This is a genomic window from Variovorax sp. P1_H2, from assembly GCF_056405295.1.
On the sequence record NZ_JBFUCJ010000095.1, the window covers coordinates 1 to 17,456 of the forward strand.

The window sequence follows — 17,456 nt, forward strand, 5'->3', positions numbered from 1 at the left end:
GGCCCAGGCCGGCGCCGGGCCGCCCCAAGGCGGCCTGCGGCCCCCCTGGGGGGCAGCGACCCACACGCAGTGGGGGAGCGTGGGGGCTCAGTCAGGCCGGCGCCGGGCCGCCCCCAGGCGACCTGCGGCCCCCCTGGGGGGCAGCGACCCACACGYAGTGGGGGAGCGTGGGGGCTCAGTCAGGCCGGCGCCGGGCCGCCCCAAGGCGGCCTGCGGCCCCCCTGGGGGGCAGCGACCCACACGCAGTGGGGGAGCGTGGGGGCTCTACTTTCACATGGCCCGGAACAGGTGGGCATAGAGCCGGCTGACCGGAATCCTGTCGCCGCGCCCGCGCAGGCTCAGCTGTTGCCGGCCGGTTTCGTCGCGGTGCACCGCCTCGATCGCGCTGCTGCGCACGACCACCGCGCGATGCACCTGCCAGAACACCTCGGCGTCGAGCTGCGGCAGCAATTGCTTGAGGGGCGTGCGGATCAGGTACTCGTGCGTGGCAGTCAGCACGCGGACGTATTTGTCGGCGGCTTCGAAGTAAAGCACTTCGTCGATCGGCACCATGCGCACCGTGGATCCGCCAGCCTCGCTGGCGTTGATGAACCTGAGCGGCGCGCCGGCGGCGCCCGGGCCCGATGATCCTGCGCTGGCCAGCAGCCGGCGCCATTGCGCCAGCGTCTGCTCCAGCGCGGCGGGCGCGATCGCTTCGGCGGGCGCCCGGGCAGCCAGCGCCTGCCTGAGCCGCGCGGCGGTCCGGCGCAGCCGTTCGGGCTGGACCGGCTTCAGCACGTAGTCGATCGCCTGCGCCTCGAAGGCGCGTGCCGCGTATTCGTCGTAGGCGGTGACGAAGACCAGCTGCGGCATCGGCGCCTCGTCGGCCGGCCAGCTGTCGGCCAGTTCGGCCGCGGCGCCCAGGCCGTCGAGGCCCGGCATCCGGATGTCGAGGAACAGCACCTGCGGCAGCAGCCGCAATGCCTCCTGCACGGCGCTGGCGCCGTCGCCGACCGTGGCGACGACATCGAGCTCCGGCCACGCGGCGGCCAGTTCGGCCTGCAGCGCCCGGGCCAGCAGGGGTTCGTCTTCGGCGATGAGTGCGGTGGCTTTCATGTGTTCAGGTGGGGAATACGACCGTCGCGAGGGTCCCGCCGGCGGCCGTGGTTTTCAGTGTCAAGCTGCCGTGCGCGCCATAGACCGCGACCAGGCGTTCGCGCACCTGGGTCACGCCGAAGCCGCCGCCATCGTCTGCAGGCGCGGCCTTCAGACCGACGCCGGTGTCGCAGACTTCGATGCGGATCTGCGGCTGGCCGTCTTCGGGGCGGTTCTCGCGCCGCGCACGGACGCTGATCTCGCCGCCCTCGACTTTCGATTCGAGGCCGTGCCGAATGCTGTTCTCGACCAGGGGCTGCAGCAGCAGCGGCGGGACGGGCAGGTCGCGCAAGGCCTCGGGCAGGTCGAGCGTGTAGCGCAGGCGCGGCCCCATGCGCACCGACATGAGCTCGAGGTAGTCGCCCAGTCGATCGAATTCGGAGGCCAGCGGATGCGAGGTGGCGCGCGAGCCGGCGAGGGTGACGCGCAAGTAGTTGTTGAGATGGTCGAGCATCTCGACCGCGCGCGGCGGGTCGAGCGTGATCAATGCGCGCAGGTTGGCCAGCGTGTTGAACAGCATGTGCGGCTCGAGCTGGGTCTCGAGCAGCTTGAGCCTGGCTTCGCCGGCGTCGCGTTCGGCGGTGACGATCTTGGCCGTGAGTGCGGCCGCCTTGCCGCGGGCGTGGAAGTAGAAGCTCGCGGCGGCGCCGGCGACGATGGTGATGACCAGGCTGATGGTGTTGTCGCGTGGCGTCGAGACATTGCGGTAATTGAACAGGAAATCGCCCACGCGGTCGCCGACCAGGAAGCCGCAGCCGATGCCGATGGCGGTCAGCAGCAGGCCACGCCAGCCCTTCGGCCAGCCATGGCCGCCGCTGCCGTCGCCGTGACAGTGGCGCGGGTCGACGAGGTAGCGCCCGAACTCGATGACGGCCCAGGTGATGGTGCCCACGGACAAGGCATAGCCGACCTGCATCAGGTAGGTCTTGTTCGGCCAGATCGCCGTGGTCAGCACCGCCACCACGCAGCAGAAGGCGATGACTTGCAGGTAATGCCGGCCCGCGCTGGACCAATGGATCTTCATGGCGCCAGATTCTGGACGAAGAAGCGGGCGATGGCGCCGTAGACGGCGGGCAGGCTGGCCCGGTCGAAGCCCGGCGGGTCGTTCAAGAGCCGGGCCGCGCGGGGCGGCAGCTCGGGCGGCTGGGGCGACAGGATCGAGCCGTGGCCCGCGGCCGGCATGTCGGCGACCAGCACGCAGCCGGCGCCGCAGGCGGCGCGCACCGCGTCGATGTGCCATTGCGGAGCGAGCCAGTCGTCCCGGCCCGCGCGCACCAGTCCGAGCGGAATCCGCGGTGTCGCGAGCGAGGCCATGTCGACGGGCGCGGCCATGGGCACGGCCGCCACCGCGGCCGTGATCCTCGGATCGGTCCAGGTTTCGAGCGTGGTCTGGCTGCCCAGTTTCCAATGGATCGCGCGGCGAGCGACCGCCAGGCGCAAGCCGTCGAACAGGCTGCCCGTGAGCGCGCTCGCCAGTCCCACGCAGGCCGGGAAATCCTGGGCCAGGTGCGCCTGGCAATGGTCGTCCAGCAGGGCCGGCGACCAGCGCGCGCCGGCCAGGGTCAGCGCCGTGAGGCCGCCGGCAGACATCCCGTAGACGCCGACATGCTTGAAGTCGAGCAGAGGCGCGAAGCGCGCGTCGGCGGCCATCGCGTCGATCGCTTGCGACACCTCTTTCGGCCGGTGGCGCCATGTCGCCGGGCCGACATCGCGCATGTCGCGGTAGTTGTCGCCGGCGTGTTCCGGCATGGCGACGGTGAAACCGGCGTCCACCAGCGCGATTGCCAGGTCGGCCTGCGGCCAGGGCGAGCCGCCGGAGCCGTGCGACATGACCACGAGGCGGCCGTTGCCGCGCAGCGGGGCGGCGTCGGCGGCCAGCTCGAAGGAAAAGGGGCCGCGGCTGAAGCGGGCGGGCGTGGCGGCGGTCGGGTAGAACACCGTGACCGGGCCGGTGTCCGGCGGCGCCGGCAGCAGCGCGACGCCGGTGGCCGCGGATGCGGCGTGGCCCAGCAGGCCGATCAGGGCCAGCGCCAGCAGCTGTCGCAGGCCGGCCTTCACCACGGGTCTCCCTTGGCGCCGCCGGCCAGCCGGGCGCGTWCGCGCTCGGCCATGCGCTCCAGCAGCGCGCCGCCCGGCGGCAGCAGCCAGACCGCGGCGCCATGGGCCAGCAGGCCGACGCCCCAGCCCAGCAGCGGGTAGATGGCCCAGGCGCGGCCGTTCGCCGCCGACAGGCCGATCAGGCCGAGGTTGACGATGGCATAGATGGCCGCATGGGTGAACCAGCCCAGCTTGGCCTTGGCGCGCCGCAGTGCGAGCCGTTCGATGCGTGATGATTCGGTGGGCATGGAAGTCTCCTGGATTGTGCAGACAGGGCCGGGTTCAGGCGCCGGTGGCGCCGGCCGCCAGGCGATCCTCGCGGATCGCCAGCTTCCAGAGCCGCAGCGCGCGGCCGGCGAAGACGCCGCTGAAGACGCCGTACAGCAGCGCGATGGCCAGCGCGAAGGCGGCGTCGTGGCGGACCTCCGGATGCATCGCCAGGGTGGCGCCGACCCCGTACTTGGTGAAGAAGATGCCCATCATGAGCAGCAGCGGCACGGCGCTGCCCGCGACGTGGAAGCGTCGTGTCGCCTCGTCGTAGCGCGTGCCGGCCGGCAATCCGCGCTGCAGCACCAGGGTCAGCGCCACCCCGGCCGCCGCGGCCCAGCCCAGCAGGCTCAAGCTCGAAGCGCCGAAGGCCGAGGCCACGCCATAGATCGACAGGCCGGTCATCACGATCGGCATCACCGTCGCCCGGCCCAGGCTCATGCTGTGGGCCAGCAACTGCCTGGCGCCGAGCCACAGCAAGGTGGCAAACAGGATGTAAACCCACTTCGGGGTGTGCAGGAAGATCTGGGTCAGCATGGAAGGCTCCTTGAAGGTTGGAAGAACGGGTGTGCGCAAGGGGTCAGGCAAGGCCCAGCCACTGGCTCCAGACCAGCTGGCCGAGATAGCGATGGGGCAGCAGCGTGAAGGCGCCGGCCACGATGCAGGCGCTGATGTAGGTCGCCTGCATCGCGATCCGGTGGCCGCGGATGTCGCCCTGGGCGAGCTTCCAGAAGGCGCGCGAGAGACCGAGGAAGGTGGCCGGCACCAGCAGGTGCACCAGCGTGTAGCCGCCGATGTTGGGCAGCTTGAAGTCGCGGATGAACAGCGCCGAAAGCGCCGCCATCACGATCAGCGTGACCCAGGCGTAGCCCAGCGCACGGTGCAGGCGCGGCCGCTGGGTCCGGCTCTGGCGGGCCCAGAGCACCACCGGCCCGAGGACCAGGGCGGAAGCGGCGGCGGCGAGGTGGATGGCGATGACCGGGGACATCTGCATGGTGGGCTCCTGAAGGGGATGGGCGGACTGTGCCGAGCGTCCGCGGCGTCCGCCACGGCCATGCGACGAACTGCGCCTGGGCGGCGCGAGTTGCATTCGGTGATCGCCGGACGCGGGGCGTCAACACCGGCTTTACCGAGGCTTTACGGTTCGTGGGGGCTGGGCGCTACGATTCGGCGCTCCACTACGGGCTGCCGTATTCACGCCCTTTCACCGATGTCGTCCCCCCTTCCCGAGTCCGCCCCCGAACACCTTCCCGCGACCCGTCCCGAACCCTCCCGACGGCGGCGCTGGGTCGGCAGCCTGGTGGCGTTCGCGGTGGTGCTGGCGCTGGGCGGCGGGGCCTGGTACCTGATCAAGCGCTCGGGCGAACCGGCCGGCGGCCGGCCGAACTTCGGTGGCGCCAGCTCCACGGTCGGCCATGCGGCCGCCAGGCGCATGGACATGCCGATCATGATCGACGCGCTCGGCACGGTGACGCCGCTGGCGACCATCACGCTGAGGCCACAGGTCGGCGGCGTGCTCACCGAGGTGCTCTATACCGAGGGCCAGACCGTCGGCAAGGGCCAGCTGCTGGCCCGCATCGACCCGCGCCCCTACGAGCAGGCGCTGATGCAGGCCCAGGGCAACCGGGTGCGCGACGAGGCGCAGCTCGAGGCCGCCCGCGTCACCCTGTCGCGCTACCGCACGCTGCTGGGCCAGGACTCGATCGCGCGCCAGGACGTCGACACCCAGGCCGCGCTGGTCAAGCAGCTCGAAGGCACCGTGACCACCGACCGCGCGGCCGAGGCCGCCGCCAAGCTCAACCTGGACTACACCCGCGTCACGGCGCCGGTGGCCGGGCGCATCGGGCTGCGCACGGTCGATCCGGGCAACACGGTGACGGCCAACGCGACCACCGGCATCGCGGTCATCACGCAAATGAACCCGATCGACGTCCAGTTCGCGGTGCCGCAGGATCGGGTGCCCGACATCCAGGCCCAGCTCGCGAAGGGCGAAGCGCTGCCGGTCAAGGCGCTGGACCGGGTGCGCAGTGCGGTGCTCGACACCGGTACTTTTTCGACCCTCGACAACGTGGTCGACACCAGCACGGGCACGGTGCGGGCCAAGGCGCGCTTCGCCAACACCGGCACGCCGCTGTTTCCGAACCAGTTCGTCAACGTTCAGATGGTGCTGCGCACCATCGATGCGATCGTGGTGCCGGTGACCGCGGTGCGCATCGGGCCCAACGGCAGTTTCGTCTACGTGGTGAATGAAGACCGGACGGTGTCGGTGCGCCCGGTGAAGCGCGGCGAGGCCACGGTCGACGTGGTGGCGATCACCGAAGGCCTGAAAGCCGGCGAGGACGTGGTCACCGAAGGCGGCGACCGCCTGAAGGACGGCGCCCGGGTGGTCCTGCAGGGCGACAACCCGGCGACGGCGCCGCGCCCCGGCGCCTCCGGCCCGCGCGGGCCGCGCACGCCCGGCGGGCCGGGTGGCGAGGGCCGCAGGCAGCGGCCTGCCCCGCAGTAAGGGGGCGTGGTGAGTCCCTCGCGTCCCTTCATCGAGCGGCCCGTCGCGACCGCGCTGCTGATGCTTGCGATCGTGCTCGCGGGCCTGGTCGGCTTCCGCTTCCTGCCGCTGGCGGCGCTGCCGCAGGTCGACTATCCGACGATCCAGGTGCAGACGCTCTATCCGGGCGCCAGCCCCGAGGTCATGAGCCGCACCGTGACCGCCCCGCTGGAGCGCCAGTTCGGCCAGATGGCGGGACTGGACCGCATGAGCTCGACCAGCGCCACCGGTGTCTCGATCGTCACGCTGCAGTTCGCGCTCGACCAGACGCTGGACGTCGCCGAGCAGCAGGTGCAGGCGGCGATCAACGCCGGCGGCTCGCTGCTGCCGGCCGACCTGCCGGCGCCGCCGGTGTACGCCAAGGTCAACCCGGCCGATGCGCCGATCCTGACCCTGGCCGTGAGCTCCGAGACCATGCCGCTGACCGAGGTGCAGAACCTCGTCAATACGCGGCTGGCGCAGAAGATCAGCCAGGTCGGCGGCGTCGGGCTGGTGTCGCTTTCGGGCGGCCAGCGCCCGGCGGTTCGGATCCAGGCCAACACCAACGCGCTGGCCGCGGTCGGCATCGGCCTGGACACGCTGCGCACCGCGATCGCGGCGGCCAACGCCAACAGCGCCAAGGGCGGCTTCGACGGCCCGAAGCGGGCCTACACCATCAACGCCAACGACCAGCTCGTCACGGCGGCCGACTACAAGAACCTGATCGTCGCCTGGAAGAACGGCGCGCCGGTGCGCATGAGCGACGTCGCGCGCGTCATCGACGGCGCAGAGAACACCCAGCTCGGCGCCTGGGCCGGCGCCCATTCGAGCGCACGGCAGGACGAGCCCGACGGCACGCTTTATCCGGCCATCATCCTCAACGTGCAGCGCCAGCCCGGCGCCAACGTGATCGGAACGGTCGACGGCATCAAGAAGCTGCTGCCCGAACTCGAGGCCTCGCTGCCGGGCGCGCTGAAGGTCGAGGTGCTGAGCGACCGCACCACCGGCATCCGCGCCTCGGTGCGCCACGTGCAGCTGGAGCTCGCGCTGGCGGTGGTGATGGTGGTGCTGGTGATCTTCTTCTTCCTGCACAGCGTGCGCGCCACGGTGATCGCCAGCGTCGCGGTGCCGATCTCGCTGATCGGCACCTGCGGGCTGATGTACCTGCTGGGCTACAGCCTCAACAACCTGAGCCTGATGGCGCTGACCATCGCGACCGGCTTCGTGGTCGACGACGCGATCGTGATGATCGAGAACATCGCGCGCTACCTCGAAGAGGGCGAGCCGCCGTTCCAGGCCGCGCTGAAGGGCGCGACCCAGATCGGCTTCACCATCATCTCGCTGACGGTGTCGCTGGTCGCGGTGCTGATCCCGCTGCTGTTCATGGGCGACGTGGTCGGGCGCCTGTTCCGCGAGTTCGCGGTGACGCTGGCGATCACGATCCTGATTTCGGCCGTGGTCTCGCTGACGCTGGTGCCGATGATGTCGGCGCGCTGGCTCAAGCCGCAGGCCGAGGAAGGCGGGCGCTTCGGGGCCGCGGTGCAGCGCTTCTTCGACCGCGTGATCGCGCGCTACGACATCTGGCTGCAGTGGGTGTTCCGCCACCAGCCGCTGACACTGGTGGTGGCGCTGCTGACGCTGGCGCTCACGGTGGCGCTCTACGCGTGGATTCCCAAGGGCCTGTTCCCGACCCAGGACACCGGCCAGCTCAAGGCCCGCGTGCAGGCCGCCCAGGAAGTGTCCTATGTGCGGATGGCCGAGCTGCAGCAGTCCGCCGCCAACATCGTGCTGGCCGACCCGGACGTGCAGAGCCTGAGCTCGGTGGTCGGCGTCGACGCGGCCAACAACATGGCGCTCAACACCGGCAGCATGCTGATCAACCTGCGCGGCGGCCACGGCGACCAGGCCGTGGTGATGCAGCGGCTGCGCGAGCGGGTGCGCGACGGCGTGGCCGGCGTGTCGCTCTACCTGCAGCCGACGCAGGACCTGACCATCGATGCCGAGACCGGCCCGACCGAGTTCCGCGTCTCGCTCGAAGGCGCCGACACGACGACGGTGAACGAATGGGCGCTGAAGCTGGTCGAGCGCCTGCGCAGCGTGCCGCAGGTGCGCAATCCGACCACCGACGCCGGCGCCAAGGGCCTGTCGGCCTATGTCGACATCGACCGCAACACGGCGTCGCGGCTGTCGGTGACGGCGAGCTCGGTCGACGATGCGCTCTACAGCGCCTTCGGCCAGCGCATCGTGTCGACCATCTTCACCGAGACCAACCAGTACCGCGTGATCCTCGAGGCCCAGCGCGAGGCGCTGTCCTCGCCGGAGGGCCTGGGCACGCTGCAGCTGCGCACCGGCGCCGGCACGGCGACGCCGTTGTCCGCGCTGGCCACGGTGCGCGAGCAGTTCGCACCGTTGCAGGTCACGCGCGTGGCGCAGTACCCGGGCGCGACCGTCGGCTTCGACACGCCGCCGGGCGTGTCGCTCGGCAAGTCGGTGGCGGCGATCCGCGCCGCGGCGAAGGACATCGCGCTGCCGCCGAGCGTGAGCATGACCTTCCTCGGTGCCGCCGGCGCCTACGAGAAGTCGCTGACCAACCAGCTGTGGCTGATCCTGGCCGCGGTGGTCTGCGTCTACATCGTGCTGGGCGTACTGTACGAGAGCTACATCCATCCGCTGACCATCCTGTCGACCCTGCCTTCGGCCGGTGTCGGTGCGTTGCTGGCGCTGATGATGACCGGCAACGATCTCGGGGTGATCGGCATCATCGGCATCATCCTCTTGATCGGCATCGTGAAGAAGAACGCGATCATGATGATCGACTTCGCGATCGACGCCGAGCGCAACCAGGGCAAGGGGCCGCTGGAGGCGATCCACCAGGCGGCGCTGCTGCGCTTCCGGCCGATCCTCATGACCACGCTGGCGGCGTTGTTCGCAGCGCTGCCGCTGATGCTGGGCTGGGGCGAGGGCGCCGAGCTGCGGCGGCCGCTGGGGCTGGCGATTTTTGGTGGACTGGTGGTGAGCCAGGTGCTGACCTTGTTCACGACGCCGGTCATCTACCTGGCCTTCGATCGGCTGGGGCGGCGGTTCGGGCAGAGGGTTGCGGCATGAGTTGTTCTGTCGTCTTCCCTGTCGTTGTCCTTGTCGCTGGAAGGGCGCCCGGCACGCGGTACGGGCCGAACGACCCCACTGCGCCGGCCCTTCGGGCTGCCTTGCGGTGCTCGCTCCAGGCGGGGTCCGCGCGAAACTCGCCCTCGGCTCAAACACGCGCGGCCCTTTTTCCGCCTGAAGCTGCGCTCCTCAGCGGCGCAGAGGGGATCGCCCGTCCCGCACCGCATGCCGCCCGCCGCCGCCCCCATCACTACCGCGATGCATGGCAGCAACGGGAGGCCCCATGAACCTCTCCAAGCCCTTCGTCGAGCGCCCGATCGCCACGATGCTGCTGACCATCGGCATCGCGCTGGCCGGCATCGTCGCCTTCTTCGTGCTGCCGGTGTCGCCGCTGCCGCAGGTGGACTACCCGACGATCTCGGTGCAGGCCAGCCTGGCCGGCGCCAGCCCCAGCACCATGGCCTCGAGTGTCGCCACGCCGCTGGAGCGGCGGCTCGGCATCATCCCCGGCGTCAACGAGCTGACCTCGACCAGCTCCAACGGCTCGGCCCGGGTCACGCTGCAGTTCGACCTGAGCCGCAACATCGACAGCGCCGCGCGCGAGGTGCAGGCCGCGATCAACGCCGCCCGCGCCGACCTGCCGGCCACCTTGCGCAGCAACCCGACCTACCGCAAGCGCAACCCGACCGCGGCGCCGGTCGTGATCCTCGCGCTGACCTCCAAGACCCGCACGCCGGGCCAGATCTACGAGGCAGTGTCCAACATCGTGAGCCAGCGCCTGTCGCAGGTCGAAGGCGTCGGCGAGGTCGAGATCGGCGGCGGCTCGCTGCCCGCGGTGCGGGTCGAGCTCGAGCCCTTCGCGCTCAACCGCTTCGGCATCAGCACCGAGGACGTGCGGGCCGCAATTCAGGCCAACAACGCCAACCGGCCCAAGGGCGCCATCGAGAGCGCCGACCGCCGGCTCCAGATCTACACGCCGGCACCGGGCCGCCATGCCGCCGAGTACCGCGACATGGTGATCGCCTGGCGCAACAATGCCGCAGTGCGTCTGGGCGACGTCGCGCGCGTGATCGACAGCGTCGAGAACACGCGCACCCTGGGCCTCTTCAACGGCGAGCCGGCGGTGATCGTGCTGGTGACGCAGTCGCCCGGCGCCAACATCATCGAGACCGTCGACGGCGTGCGCGACCTGCTGCCCGAGCTGAGCGCGCAATTGCCGCAGGACATCGATGTCCAGGTCGCCTCCGACCGCACCAACTCCATCCGTGCCTCGCTGCGCGAGATCGAGGCCACCTTGATGATCTCGGTGGCGCTGGTGGTGCTGGTGGTCGGCCTGTTCCTGCGCAAGGCGCGCGCCACCATCGTGCCCGCCGTCGCCACCGTCGTCTCGCTGCTCGGCACCTTCGGCGTCATGTACCTGCTGGGCTACAGCCTCAACAACCTGAGCCTGATGGCGCTCACCGTCGCCACCGGCTTCGTGGTCGACGATGCGATCGTGGTGCTCGAGAACACCACGCGCCACGTCGAGGCCGGCATGAACCGCATCGAGGCGGCGCTGCGCGGCGCCCGCGAGGTCGGCTTCACGGTGCTGTCGATCAGCCTGTCGCTGGTGGCGGTGTTCATCCCGCTGCTGTTCATGGGCGGGCAGGTCGGGCGGCTGTTCCGCGAGTTCGCGGTCACGCTGTCGGCCTCGGTGCTGATCTCGCTGGTGATCTCGCTCACCACCACGCCGATGCTGTGCGCGATGTTGTTGCGCAGCGAGGCCGAGGAGGGCGATCGCAAGCCGCCCGGGCGCCTGCGCGCCGGCTTCGGCCGGCTGGCCGAGCGGGCCTGGAACGGCACGCTGCGCACCTACGCCCACAGCCTCGACTGGGCGCTGGCCAGCAAGGGCGTGGTGATCGCGGTGCTGCTGGCCGTGATCGGGCTCAACGTCTATCTCTTCAACGCGATCCCCAAGGGCTACTTCCCGCAGCAGGACAACGGCCAGCTCAACGCCGGGCTGCGCGCCGACCAGAGCATCTCCTCGGGCGCGATCGCCGACAAGCTGCGCCAGGCGGTGGACATCATCCGCAAGGACCCGGCGGTCGACACCGTGGTCGGCTTCTCGGGCGGCGGCCGCTCGGGCGGCGGTTTCATGTTCGTCAACCTCAAGCCGGTGGCGCAGCGCAGCGAGAAGACGCAGGCCGTGATCGACCGCCTGCGGCCCCAGCTCAACCAGCTGACCGGCCTGCGCGTGTTCCTGAGCCCGGTTCAGGACCTGCGCATGGGCGGACGCTCGAGCAACTCGAGCTACCAGTACACGCTCAAGAGCGACAACCTGGCCGATCTGCGCGCCTGGTCGACCAAGCTGGCCAACCGGCTGCGCGACGAGACCGCGCTGACCGACGTCGACAGCGACGATGCCGACAACGGCGTCGAGACCTTCGTCGACGTCGACCGCGAGGCCGCCGCGCGGCTCGGCGTGACCTCGGCCGCGGTCGACAACGCGCTCTACAACGCCTACGGCCAGCGCGCGGTGGCGACCATCTACGAYGAGCTCAACCAGTACTCGGTGGTGATGGAATGGGCGCCGCGCTTCCAGCGCTCGCCGATCGTCCTGAAGGACCTGTACGTGCCCTCGACGTTGAAGACGACCACCGACGCCAGTGGCCAGTCGACGACCAGTTCGGTCGAGAACACGACCGACGCCAACACCGGCACCTCGACCACGGTGTCGGCCAATCCGGCCCTGCGCACCGCCTCCACCGGCCAGCAGATCGCCACCGACACCACGCGCATGGTGCCGCTCTCGGCCTTCGCCAAGCTCAGCGAGCGGGCGGTGCCGACCTCGATCGACCACCAGGACACCGAGCTCGCGAGCACGGTCTCGTTCAGCCTGGCCGACGGCGTCAGCCTGTCGGACGCCAAGCGCATCGTGGCCCAGGCCGAGGCCGACATCGCGATGCCGATCAACGTGCGCGGCAGCTTCCAGGGCACGGCGCTGGCGGCGCAGCAGTCGCAGGGGCAGCAGTGGTTCCTGATCGTCGCGGCGTTGATCGTGATCTACATCGTGCTGGGCGTGCTCTACGAGAGCCTGGTGCATCCGATCACGGTGCTGACCACGCTGCCCTCGGCCGGCGTCGGCGCGGTGCTGGCATTGCTGCTGTTTCGGATGGAGTTCTCGATCATCGCGTTGATCGGCGTCTTCCTGCTGATCGGCATCGTCAAGAAGAACGCGATCCTGATCATCGACTTTGCGCTCGAGGCCGAACGCTCGCGCGGGCTCAGCGCCGTCGAGGCGGTGCGCGAGGCCTGCCTGCTGCGCTTCCGCCCGATCCTGATGACGACGCTGGCCGCCGCGCTCGGTGCGCTGCCGCTGGCGATCGGCTTCGGCCTCGGCTCGGAGCTGCGCCAGCCGCTGGGCGTCGCCATCATCGGCGGGCTGATCGCCAGCCAGCTGCTGACCTTGCTGACCACGCCGGTCGTCTACGTGCTGCTCGACAAGCTGCGCCGCCGACCCGCCAACGAAAAATTCCTGAGCCGCGGCGCCGGATCCTCCCTGACCGGCGCGCCCGAGATCGCATCRAATCCATGATTGCAGCTAAACGTCCTTTCCTCCGCCTTCCCGTGGCACTGGCCCTGGCGGCACTGCTGGCCGGCTGTGCCGTCGGCCCGGCTTACGAGCGGCCGCCGGTGGCCGCGCCGGCGGCCTGGAAGTCGGCCCCTGCGGAAGCCGGCTGGCAACCCGCGGCACCGGCCGATGCCTTCGACCGCGGCGAATGGTGGAAGCTCTTCGGCGACGCCACGCTGGACGACCTGGCCTCACGCGTGCAGGTCTCGAACCAGAACATCGCCGCCGCGGTCGCCAACTACGCGCAGGCCCAGGCGCTGGTGCGCGGCCAGCGCGCGGCCCTGTTCCCGCAGGTCACGCTCGACGCCAGCGCGCGCCGAACCGGCGGCCGCGACATCTCGGCCGCCACCGCTTCCGCGGCCGCGCTGGGCGTCGACTGGGCACCGGACGTCTGGGGCCGCCTGCGCCAGGCGGTCGACAGCGCGCAGGCCACGGCCCAGGCCAGCGAAGCCGACCTCGCAGGGGCCCGCCTGTCGGCGGTCGGCGAACTGGCCACCAACTACTTCTCGCTGCGCGAGGCCGACGCCGAGTTGCGCATCCTCGACGACACGCTGGAAGGCTACGAGCGCAGCCTGCAGATCACGCGCAACCGCTATGCGGCCAGCATCGCGGCCCAGAGCGACGTGCTGCAGGCCGAGACGCTGTACGCCAATACCCAGGCCGAGCGCGCCGCGCTCAAGCGCAACCGCGATGCGCTCGAGCATGCGATCGCGGTGCTGGTCGGCGTGGCGCCGGCCGACTTCAGCCTGCCCGTGGCCGAGTGGAAGATGGCGGTGCCCGGTGTGCCGGCCGAGTTGCCCTCGACACTGCTGGAGCGCCGGCCCGACATCGCATCGGCCGAGCGGCAGGTGGCGGCGGCCAATGCGCAGATCGGCATCGCGCGCTCGGCCTACTACCCGAACTTCAGCCTGAGCGGCGGCATCAGCACCAGCGCGTCCCGCCTGGGCGACCTGTTCAATGCCTCGAACACGCTGTGGTCGCTCGGCCTGTCGGTGGCGCAGGTGGTGTTCGACGCCGGCGCGATCGGCGCCAGCGTCGATGCCGCCAAGGCCGGGCACGAAGCCTCGGTGGCGCGCTATCGCCAGACGGTGCTGGCGGCCTTCCAGAGCGTCGAGGACCAGCTCACCGCCGGCACCAGCCTGGCGCAGCAGGAGGTGCTGCGCCGCCAGAGCTCGGCCGCCGCCGACCGCACCGAACAGCAGTTCCTGAACCGCTATCGCGCCGGCACCATCGACTACACCAGCGTGGTGGTGGCGCAGGTGTCCGCGCTCAATTCGCGGCGGACCCTGCTGCAGGTGCAGGCCAATCGCCAGCTCGCGGCGGTGACGTTGATCCAGTCGCTGGGCGGCGGCTGGCATGCCGAGTGGCTGGAGCCGTCGCCGAAGGCGGTAGCGGCGGCCAGCCCCTGAGTCACACGCCGCGAAGGCGCGGCGCCTGCAGGTAGGCCCCCGACTCGAACAGCTGCGTCTCGGCCTGGTCGATGCGCTTCACCACCGGCTTGCCGGCGCGGCTGGCCAGCAGCTCGAGCAAGGCTTCGGCCAGTGCCGTGCCGGCGGCGACCGAAGGAAAGAAAGAGGGGCTCTGGATCGCGAACAGCAGCGTCTCGTCCGCCAGCAGCGACAGCGGAGAGGCCGCACTGTCGGTCAGCGCCAGCAGCTTGCAGCCGGCGGCCTTGGCGGCTTCGGCCACTTGCAGCGCTTCGCGCGAGTAGGGCGCGAAGCTGGCGACGACCAGCGCATCCCCCTTGGCCATCGCCCGCTGCTGCATCTCGAGCGAGCCGCCCTGGCCGTCGATCAGCTGCACGCTGCTGCGGAACATCCGGTACACGTAGACGAACGAGAAGGCGATCGGGAAGCAGGCCCTGAAGCCCGCCGCGTGCACGGTATTCGCCTTCTCGAGCAGGGCACAGGCCTTCTGCAGCGTGGCGGCGCTCTGGCGCTGCGTGGCCTCGAGGTTGTGGCGCTGCACCTCGAACATCTCCTCGACCAGGCCGCGGTCGGTCGCCCGGCCGACCAGCGTGCGGGCCCGCTCGCCGTAGGCCTCGGGCCCGAGCCYCATGTCCGACGCCACCGCCTCCTTGAACTGCGGCCAGCCCGCATAGCCCAGGTGCTGCGCGAAGCGAACCAGCGTGGCCGGGGTGCCGCCGGCCCGCGTGCCGACGGTGCGCATCGAATGCGTGACCACGTCGTTCGGATGGTCGAGCACGTACTTCGCGACCTGCTGCAGCGCAGGGCTCAGGCCGGCAAAGCGCTGGCGGAGATCGTCCTTGACGCCCATGGGTTTCCTCTCTTGGTTTGGAACGAATGTACCGGATCGAACAGATGTGTTCCAGAATCGCTTGACGGAACAAATGTTCCAAACAATAATTCAGTCGGTACATTGGTTCCAGTCACAGAACGCCATGACGCACGTCTTCCACCGCCATCTCCGCCACACGCCGCCGGTTGCCGTTTCCGCCAGCGGCATGACGATCCGCGATGCCGCCGGCCGCGACTACCTCGACGCCTCGGGCGGTGCCGCGGTCTCGTCGCTGGGGCACGGGCATCCGGACGTGATCGCGGCCATGCATGCGCAGATCGACCAACTGGCCTACGCCCACACCAGCTTCTTCACCAGCGAGGTCGCCGAGCAGCTCGCGGACGAGCTCGCCGGAAGCGCACCCGAAGGCATGAGCCATGTCTACCTGGTGAGCGGGGGCTCCGAGGCCGTCGAGTCGGCGCTCAAGATGGCGCGGCAGTACTTCGTCGAGATCGGGCAGCCGCAGCGCACCCACTTCATCGCCCGCCGCCAGAGCTACCACGGCAACACGCTGGGCGCGCTGGCGGTCGGCGGCAACGCCTGGCGGCGCGAGCCTTTCGCGCCGATCCTGGTGCCGGCCACCCACATTGCTCCGTGCTATCCCTATCGCGAACAGCGCGAGGGCGAGAGCGCCGCGCGGTACGGCCTGCGGCTCGCGGCCGAGCTCGAGGCGGCGATCCTGGCGCAAGGCGCCGGCCGCGTGATCGCCTTCGTGGCCGAGACCGTCGGCGGCGCCACGGCCGGCGTGCTGACGCCGGTGCCGGGCTATTTCAAGGCGGTGCGAGAGGTCTGCGACCGCCATGGCGTGCTGTTGATCCTCGACGAGGTGATGTGCGGCATGGGCCGCTGCGGCACGCTCTACGCCTGCGAGCAGGAGGGCGTGGTGCCCGACCTGGTCACGGTCGCCAAGGGGCTCGGCGGCGGCTACCAGCCGATCGGCGCGGTGCTCGCGCAGCGCCGGATCGTCGAGGCGATGTCGCAGGGCAGCGGCTTCTTCCAGCACGGCCATACCTACCTCGGCCATCCGGTGGCCTGTGCGGCCGCGCTCGCGGTGCAGCGGGTGATCCGCCGCGACGGCCTGCTGGCCAAGGTACGCGACGACGGCGAGGCTTTCGGCGCCATGCTGCGCGCGGCGCTCGGCAACCATCCGCACGTGGGCGACATCCGCGGCCGCGGCTTCTTCTGGGGTATCGAGCTGGTGGCCGAACGGAGCGCCAAGACGCCGTTCGCGCCCGGGCTCCAGCTGCATGCCTGGATCAAGAGGGAGGCGATGGCGCGGGGCCTGCTGTGCTATCCCTTCGGTGGCACGGTCGATGGCCGGCAGGGCGACCACGTGCTGCTGGCGCCGCCCTTCATCGCCACACGGCAGGACCTGCAGGAAATCGCGATCCGGCTGGCCGCCGCGATCGACACCGTCACGCGCGCGGTCGATGCACCACAGGCGCGCTGAAGCGCCGACCGAAGCTCCCCTGTTTTCGTTCTTCAACCCGCTTCGAGGAGTTGCTCCATGGCCTTCGCTCGTCTGTCCACCCTTGCCTGCGCCGCCCTGATCGCGGGCTGCGCGCTGGTTCCGCTCAGCTCCGCCCAGGCCCAGGAGGGCGGCACGCTGGCCAAGGTCAAGGCCAGCGGCGCCATCACCTTCGGCTACCGTGAATCGTCCTTCGGCTTTTCCTACCTCGACGGCAACCTGAAGCCGATCGGCTACAGCATCGACATCTGCAACCGGATCGTCGAGGCCCTCAAGACCGAACTCCGGATGCCGGCCATCGAGGTCCGCTACCAGGCCGTGACCTCCGCCAACCGCATTCCGCTGGTGACCAACGGCACGGTCGACATCGAATGCGGCTCCACCACCAACCTGGTCGAGCGGCAGAAGCAGGTGGCGTTCTCGCCGGACATCTTCCGCTACAACGTGCGCATGCTGGTCAAGGCCGATTCGGGCATCCGGAGCGTCGCCGACCTGCAGGGCAAGACCGTGGTCACGACCACCGGCACCACCTCGTTCCGGCTGCTGCGCGAGGCCGACAAGGGCAAGAACCTCGAGGTGGTCAATGTGGCGGCGAAGGACCACACCGAGTCCTTCCTGCTGGTCGAGAACGGCCGCGCCCAGGCCTTCGTGCTGGACGACATCCTGCTGGCGGGACAGATCGCCAATGCGCGCAACCCGAAGGACTTCCTGATCACCGGCGAAAGCCTGCGCACCGAGAACCAGTCGCTGATGCTGCGCAAGGACGACCCCGAGTTCAAGGCGCTGGTGGACCGCGTGGTCGGCGGCATGATGAAATCGGGCGAGATGGAGAAGCTCTACTACCGCTGGTTCATGGCCCCCATCCCGCCCAAGAACATCAACATCAACTATCCGCTCAATGCCGAGACCCGGGACGCTTTCGTGAACCCTTCGTCGAAGGGGATCTGAGCACG

General features: G+C 70.2%; 13 protein-coding genes. 6 read left to right on the forward strand and 7 right to left on the reverse strand.

The genetic code is table 11. The annotated features are described in order from the left end of the window. Nucleotides 1–270: 270 nt before the first annotated feature. From AC1D2E_RS26015 to AC1D2E_RS26040, 6 genes are read right to left on the reverse strand one after another with little or no spacing between them, the layout of a single operon-like run. Nucleotides 271–1,095 (reverse strand): LytR/AlgR family response regulator transcription factor, encoded by an 825-nt coding sequence (locus AC1D2E_RS26015; protein ID WP_478200081.1) that lies wholly within the window; start codon nt 1,093–1,095, stop codon nt 271–273. 4 nt (nt 1,096–1,099) lie between these two features. After that, the gene (locus tag AC1D2E_RS26020; RefSeq protein ID WP_478200082.1) at nt 1,100–2,158 is read right to left on the reverse strand and encodes a sensor histidine kinase; all 1,059 of its coding nucleotides are present in this window, start codon (nt 2,156–2,158) and stop codon (nt 1,100–1,102) included. Beyond that, entirely contained in the window at nt 2,155–3,192 is a 1,038-nt protein-coding gene (locus AC1D2E_RS26025) for an alpha/beta hydrolase family protein (RefSeq protein ID WP_478200083.1), read from the reverse strand. The genes AC1D2E_RS26020 and AC1D2E_RS26025 overlap by 4 nt, the downstream gene beginning before the upstream one ends. After that, on the reverse strand, nt 3,189–3,479 hold the full coding sequence (locus AC1D2E_RS26030; protein ID WP_478200084.1) for a 2TM domain-containing protein: 291 nt from the start codon (nt 3,477–3,479) through the stop codon (nt 3,189–3,191). The genes AC1D2E_RS26025 and AC1D2E_RS26030 overlap by 4 nt, the downstream gene beginning before the upstream one ends. Nucleotides 3,480–3,513: 34 nt before the next feature. Then, nucleotides 3,514–4,035, reverse strand: a complete 522-nt coding sequence (locus tag AC1D2E_RS26035) for a DUF6622 family protein (protein ID WP_478200085.1) — start codon at nt 4,033–4,035, stop codon at nt 3,514–3,516. 43 nt (nt 4,036–4,078) lie between these two features. Continuing rightward, a complete protein-coding gene (locus AC1D2E_RS26040; RefSeq protein ID WP_478176121.1) occupies nt 4,079–4,492 on the reverse strand; it encodes a DUF2306 domain-containing protein in 414 nt (137 codons plus the stop codon). A gap of 216 nt (nt 4,493–4,708) precedes the next feature. Between AC1D2E_RS26040 and AC1D2E_RS26045 the strand changes: the two genes are divergently transcribed. The 4 genes from AC1D2E_RS26045 to AC1D2E_RS26060 all read left to right on the forward strand — a co-directional run bounded on the left by AC1D2E_RS26045 (nt 4,709) and on the right by AC1D2E_RS26060 (nt 14,146). Then, nucleotides 4,709–6,004 (forward strand): efflux RND transporter periplasmic adaptor subunit, encoded by a 1,296-nt coding sequence (locus tag AC1D2E_RS26045; protein WP_478200086.1) that lies wholly within the window; start codon nt 4,709–4,711, stop codon nt 6,002–6,004. Nucleotides 6,005–6,013: 9 nt separating this feature from the next. Beyond that, nucleotides 6,014–9,127: an efflux RND transporter permease subunit gene (locus tag AC1D2E_RS26050; protein WP_478200087.1), complete on the forward strand. Its 3,114-nt coding sequence runs from the start codon at nt 6,014–6,016 to the stop codon at nt 9,125–9,127. A 283-nt stretch (nt 9,128–9,410) separates the two neighbouring features. Continuing rightward, nucleotides 9,411–12,701: an efflux RND transporter permease subunit gene (locus tag AC1D2E_RS26055; protein ID WP_478200088.1), complete on the forward strand. Its 3,291-nt coding sequence runs from the start codon at nt 9,411–9,413 to the stop codon at nt 12,699–12,701. Continuing rightward, complete coding sequence (locus AC1D2E_RS26060) at nt 12,698–14,146, forward strand: efflux transporter outer membrane subunit (RefSeq protein ID WP_478200089.1); 1,449 nt, start codon at nt 12,698–12,700, stop codon at nt 14,144–14,146. Before AC1D2E_RS26055 ends, AC1D2E_RS26060 begins: the two co-directional genes overlap by 4 nt. A 1-nt stretch (nt 14,147) precedes the next feature. On the opposite strand, the gene AC1D2E_RS26065 is transcribed toward AC1D2E_RS26060, so the two are convergent. After that, nucleotides 14,148–15,014, reverse strand: coding sequence for a MurR/RpiR family transcriptional regulator (locus AC1D2E_RS26065; protein WP_478200090.1), 867 nt, complete (start codon nt 15,012–15,014; stop codon nt 14,148–14,150). Between the two features lie 124 nt (nt 15,015–15,138). Here AC1D2E_RS26065 and AC1D2E_RS26070 point away from each other — a divergent pair, with 124 nt between their 5' ends. Then, nucleotides 15,139–16,485: an aspartate aminotransferase family protein gene (locus tag AC1D2E_RS26070; protein ID WP_478200091.1), complete on the forward strand. Its 1,347-nt coding sequence runs from the start codon at nt 15,139–15,141 to the stop codon at nt 16,483–16,485. 57 nt (nt 16,486–16,542) lie between these two features. After that, nucleotides 16,543–17,451, forward strand: a complete 909-nt coding sequence (locus AC1D2E_RS26075) for a transporter substrate-binding domain-containing protein (RefSeq protein ID WP_478200092.1) — start codon at nt 16,543–16,545, stop codon at nt 17,449–17,451. The last annotated feature ends 5 nt before the right edge of the window (nt 17,452–17,456 follow it).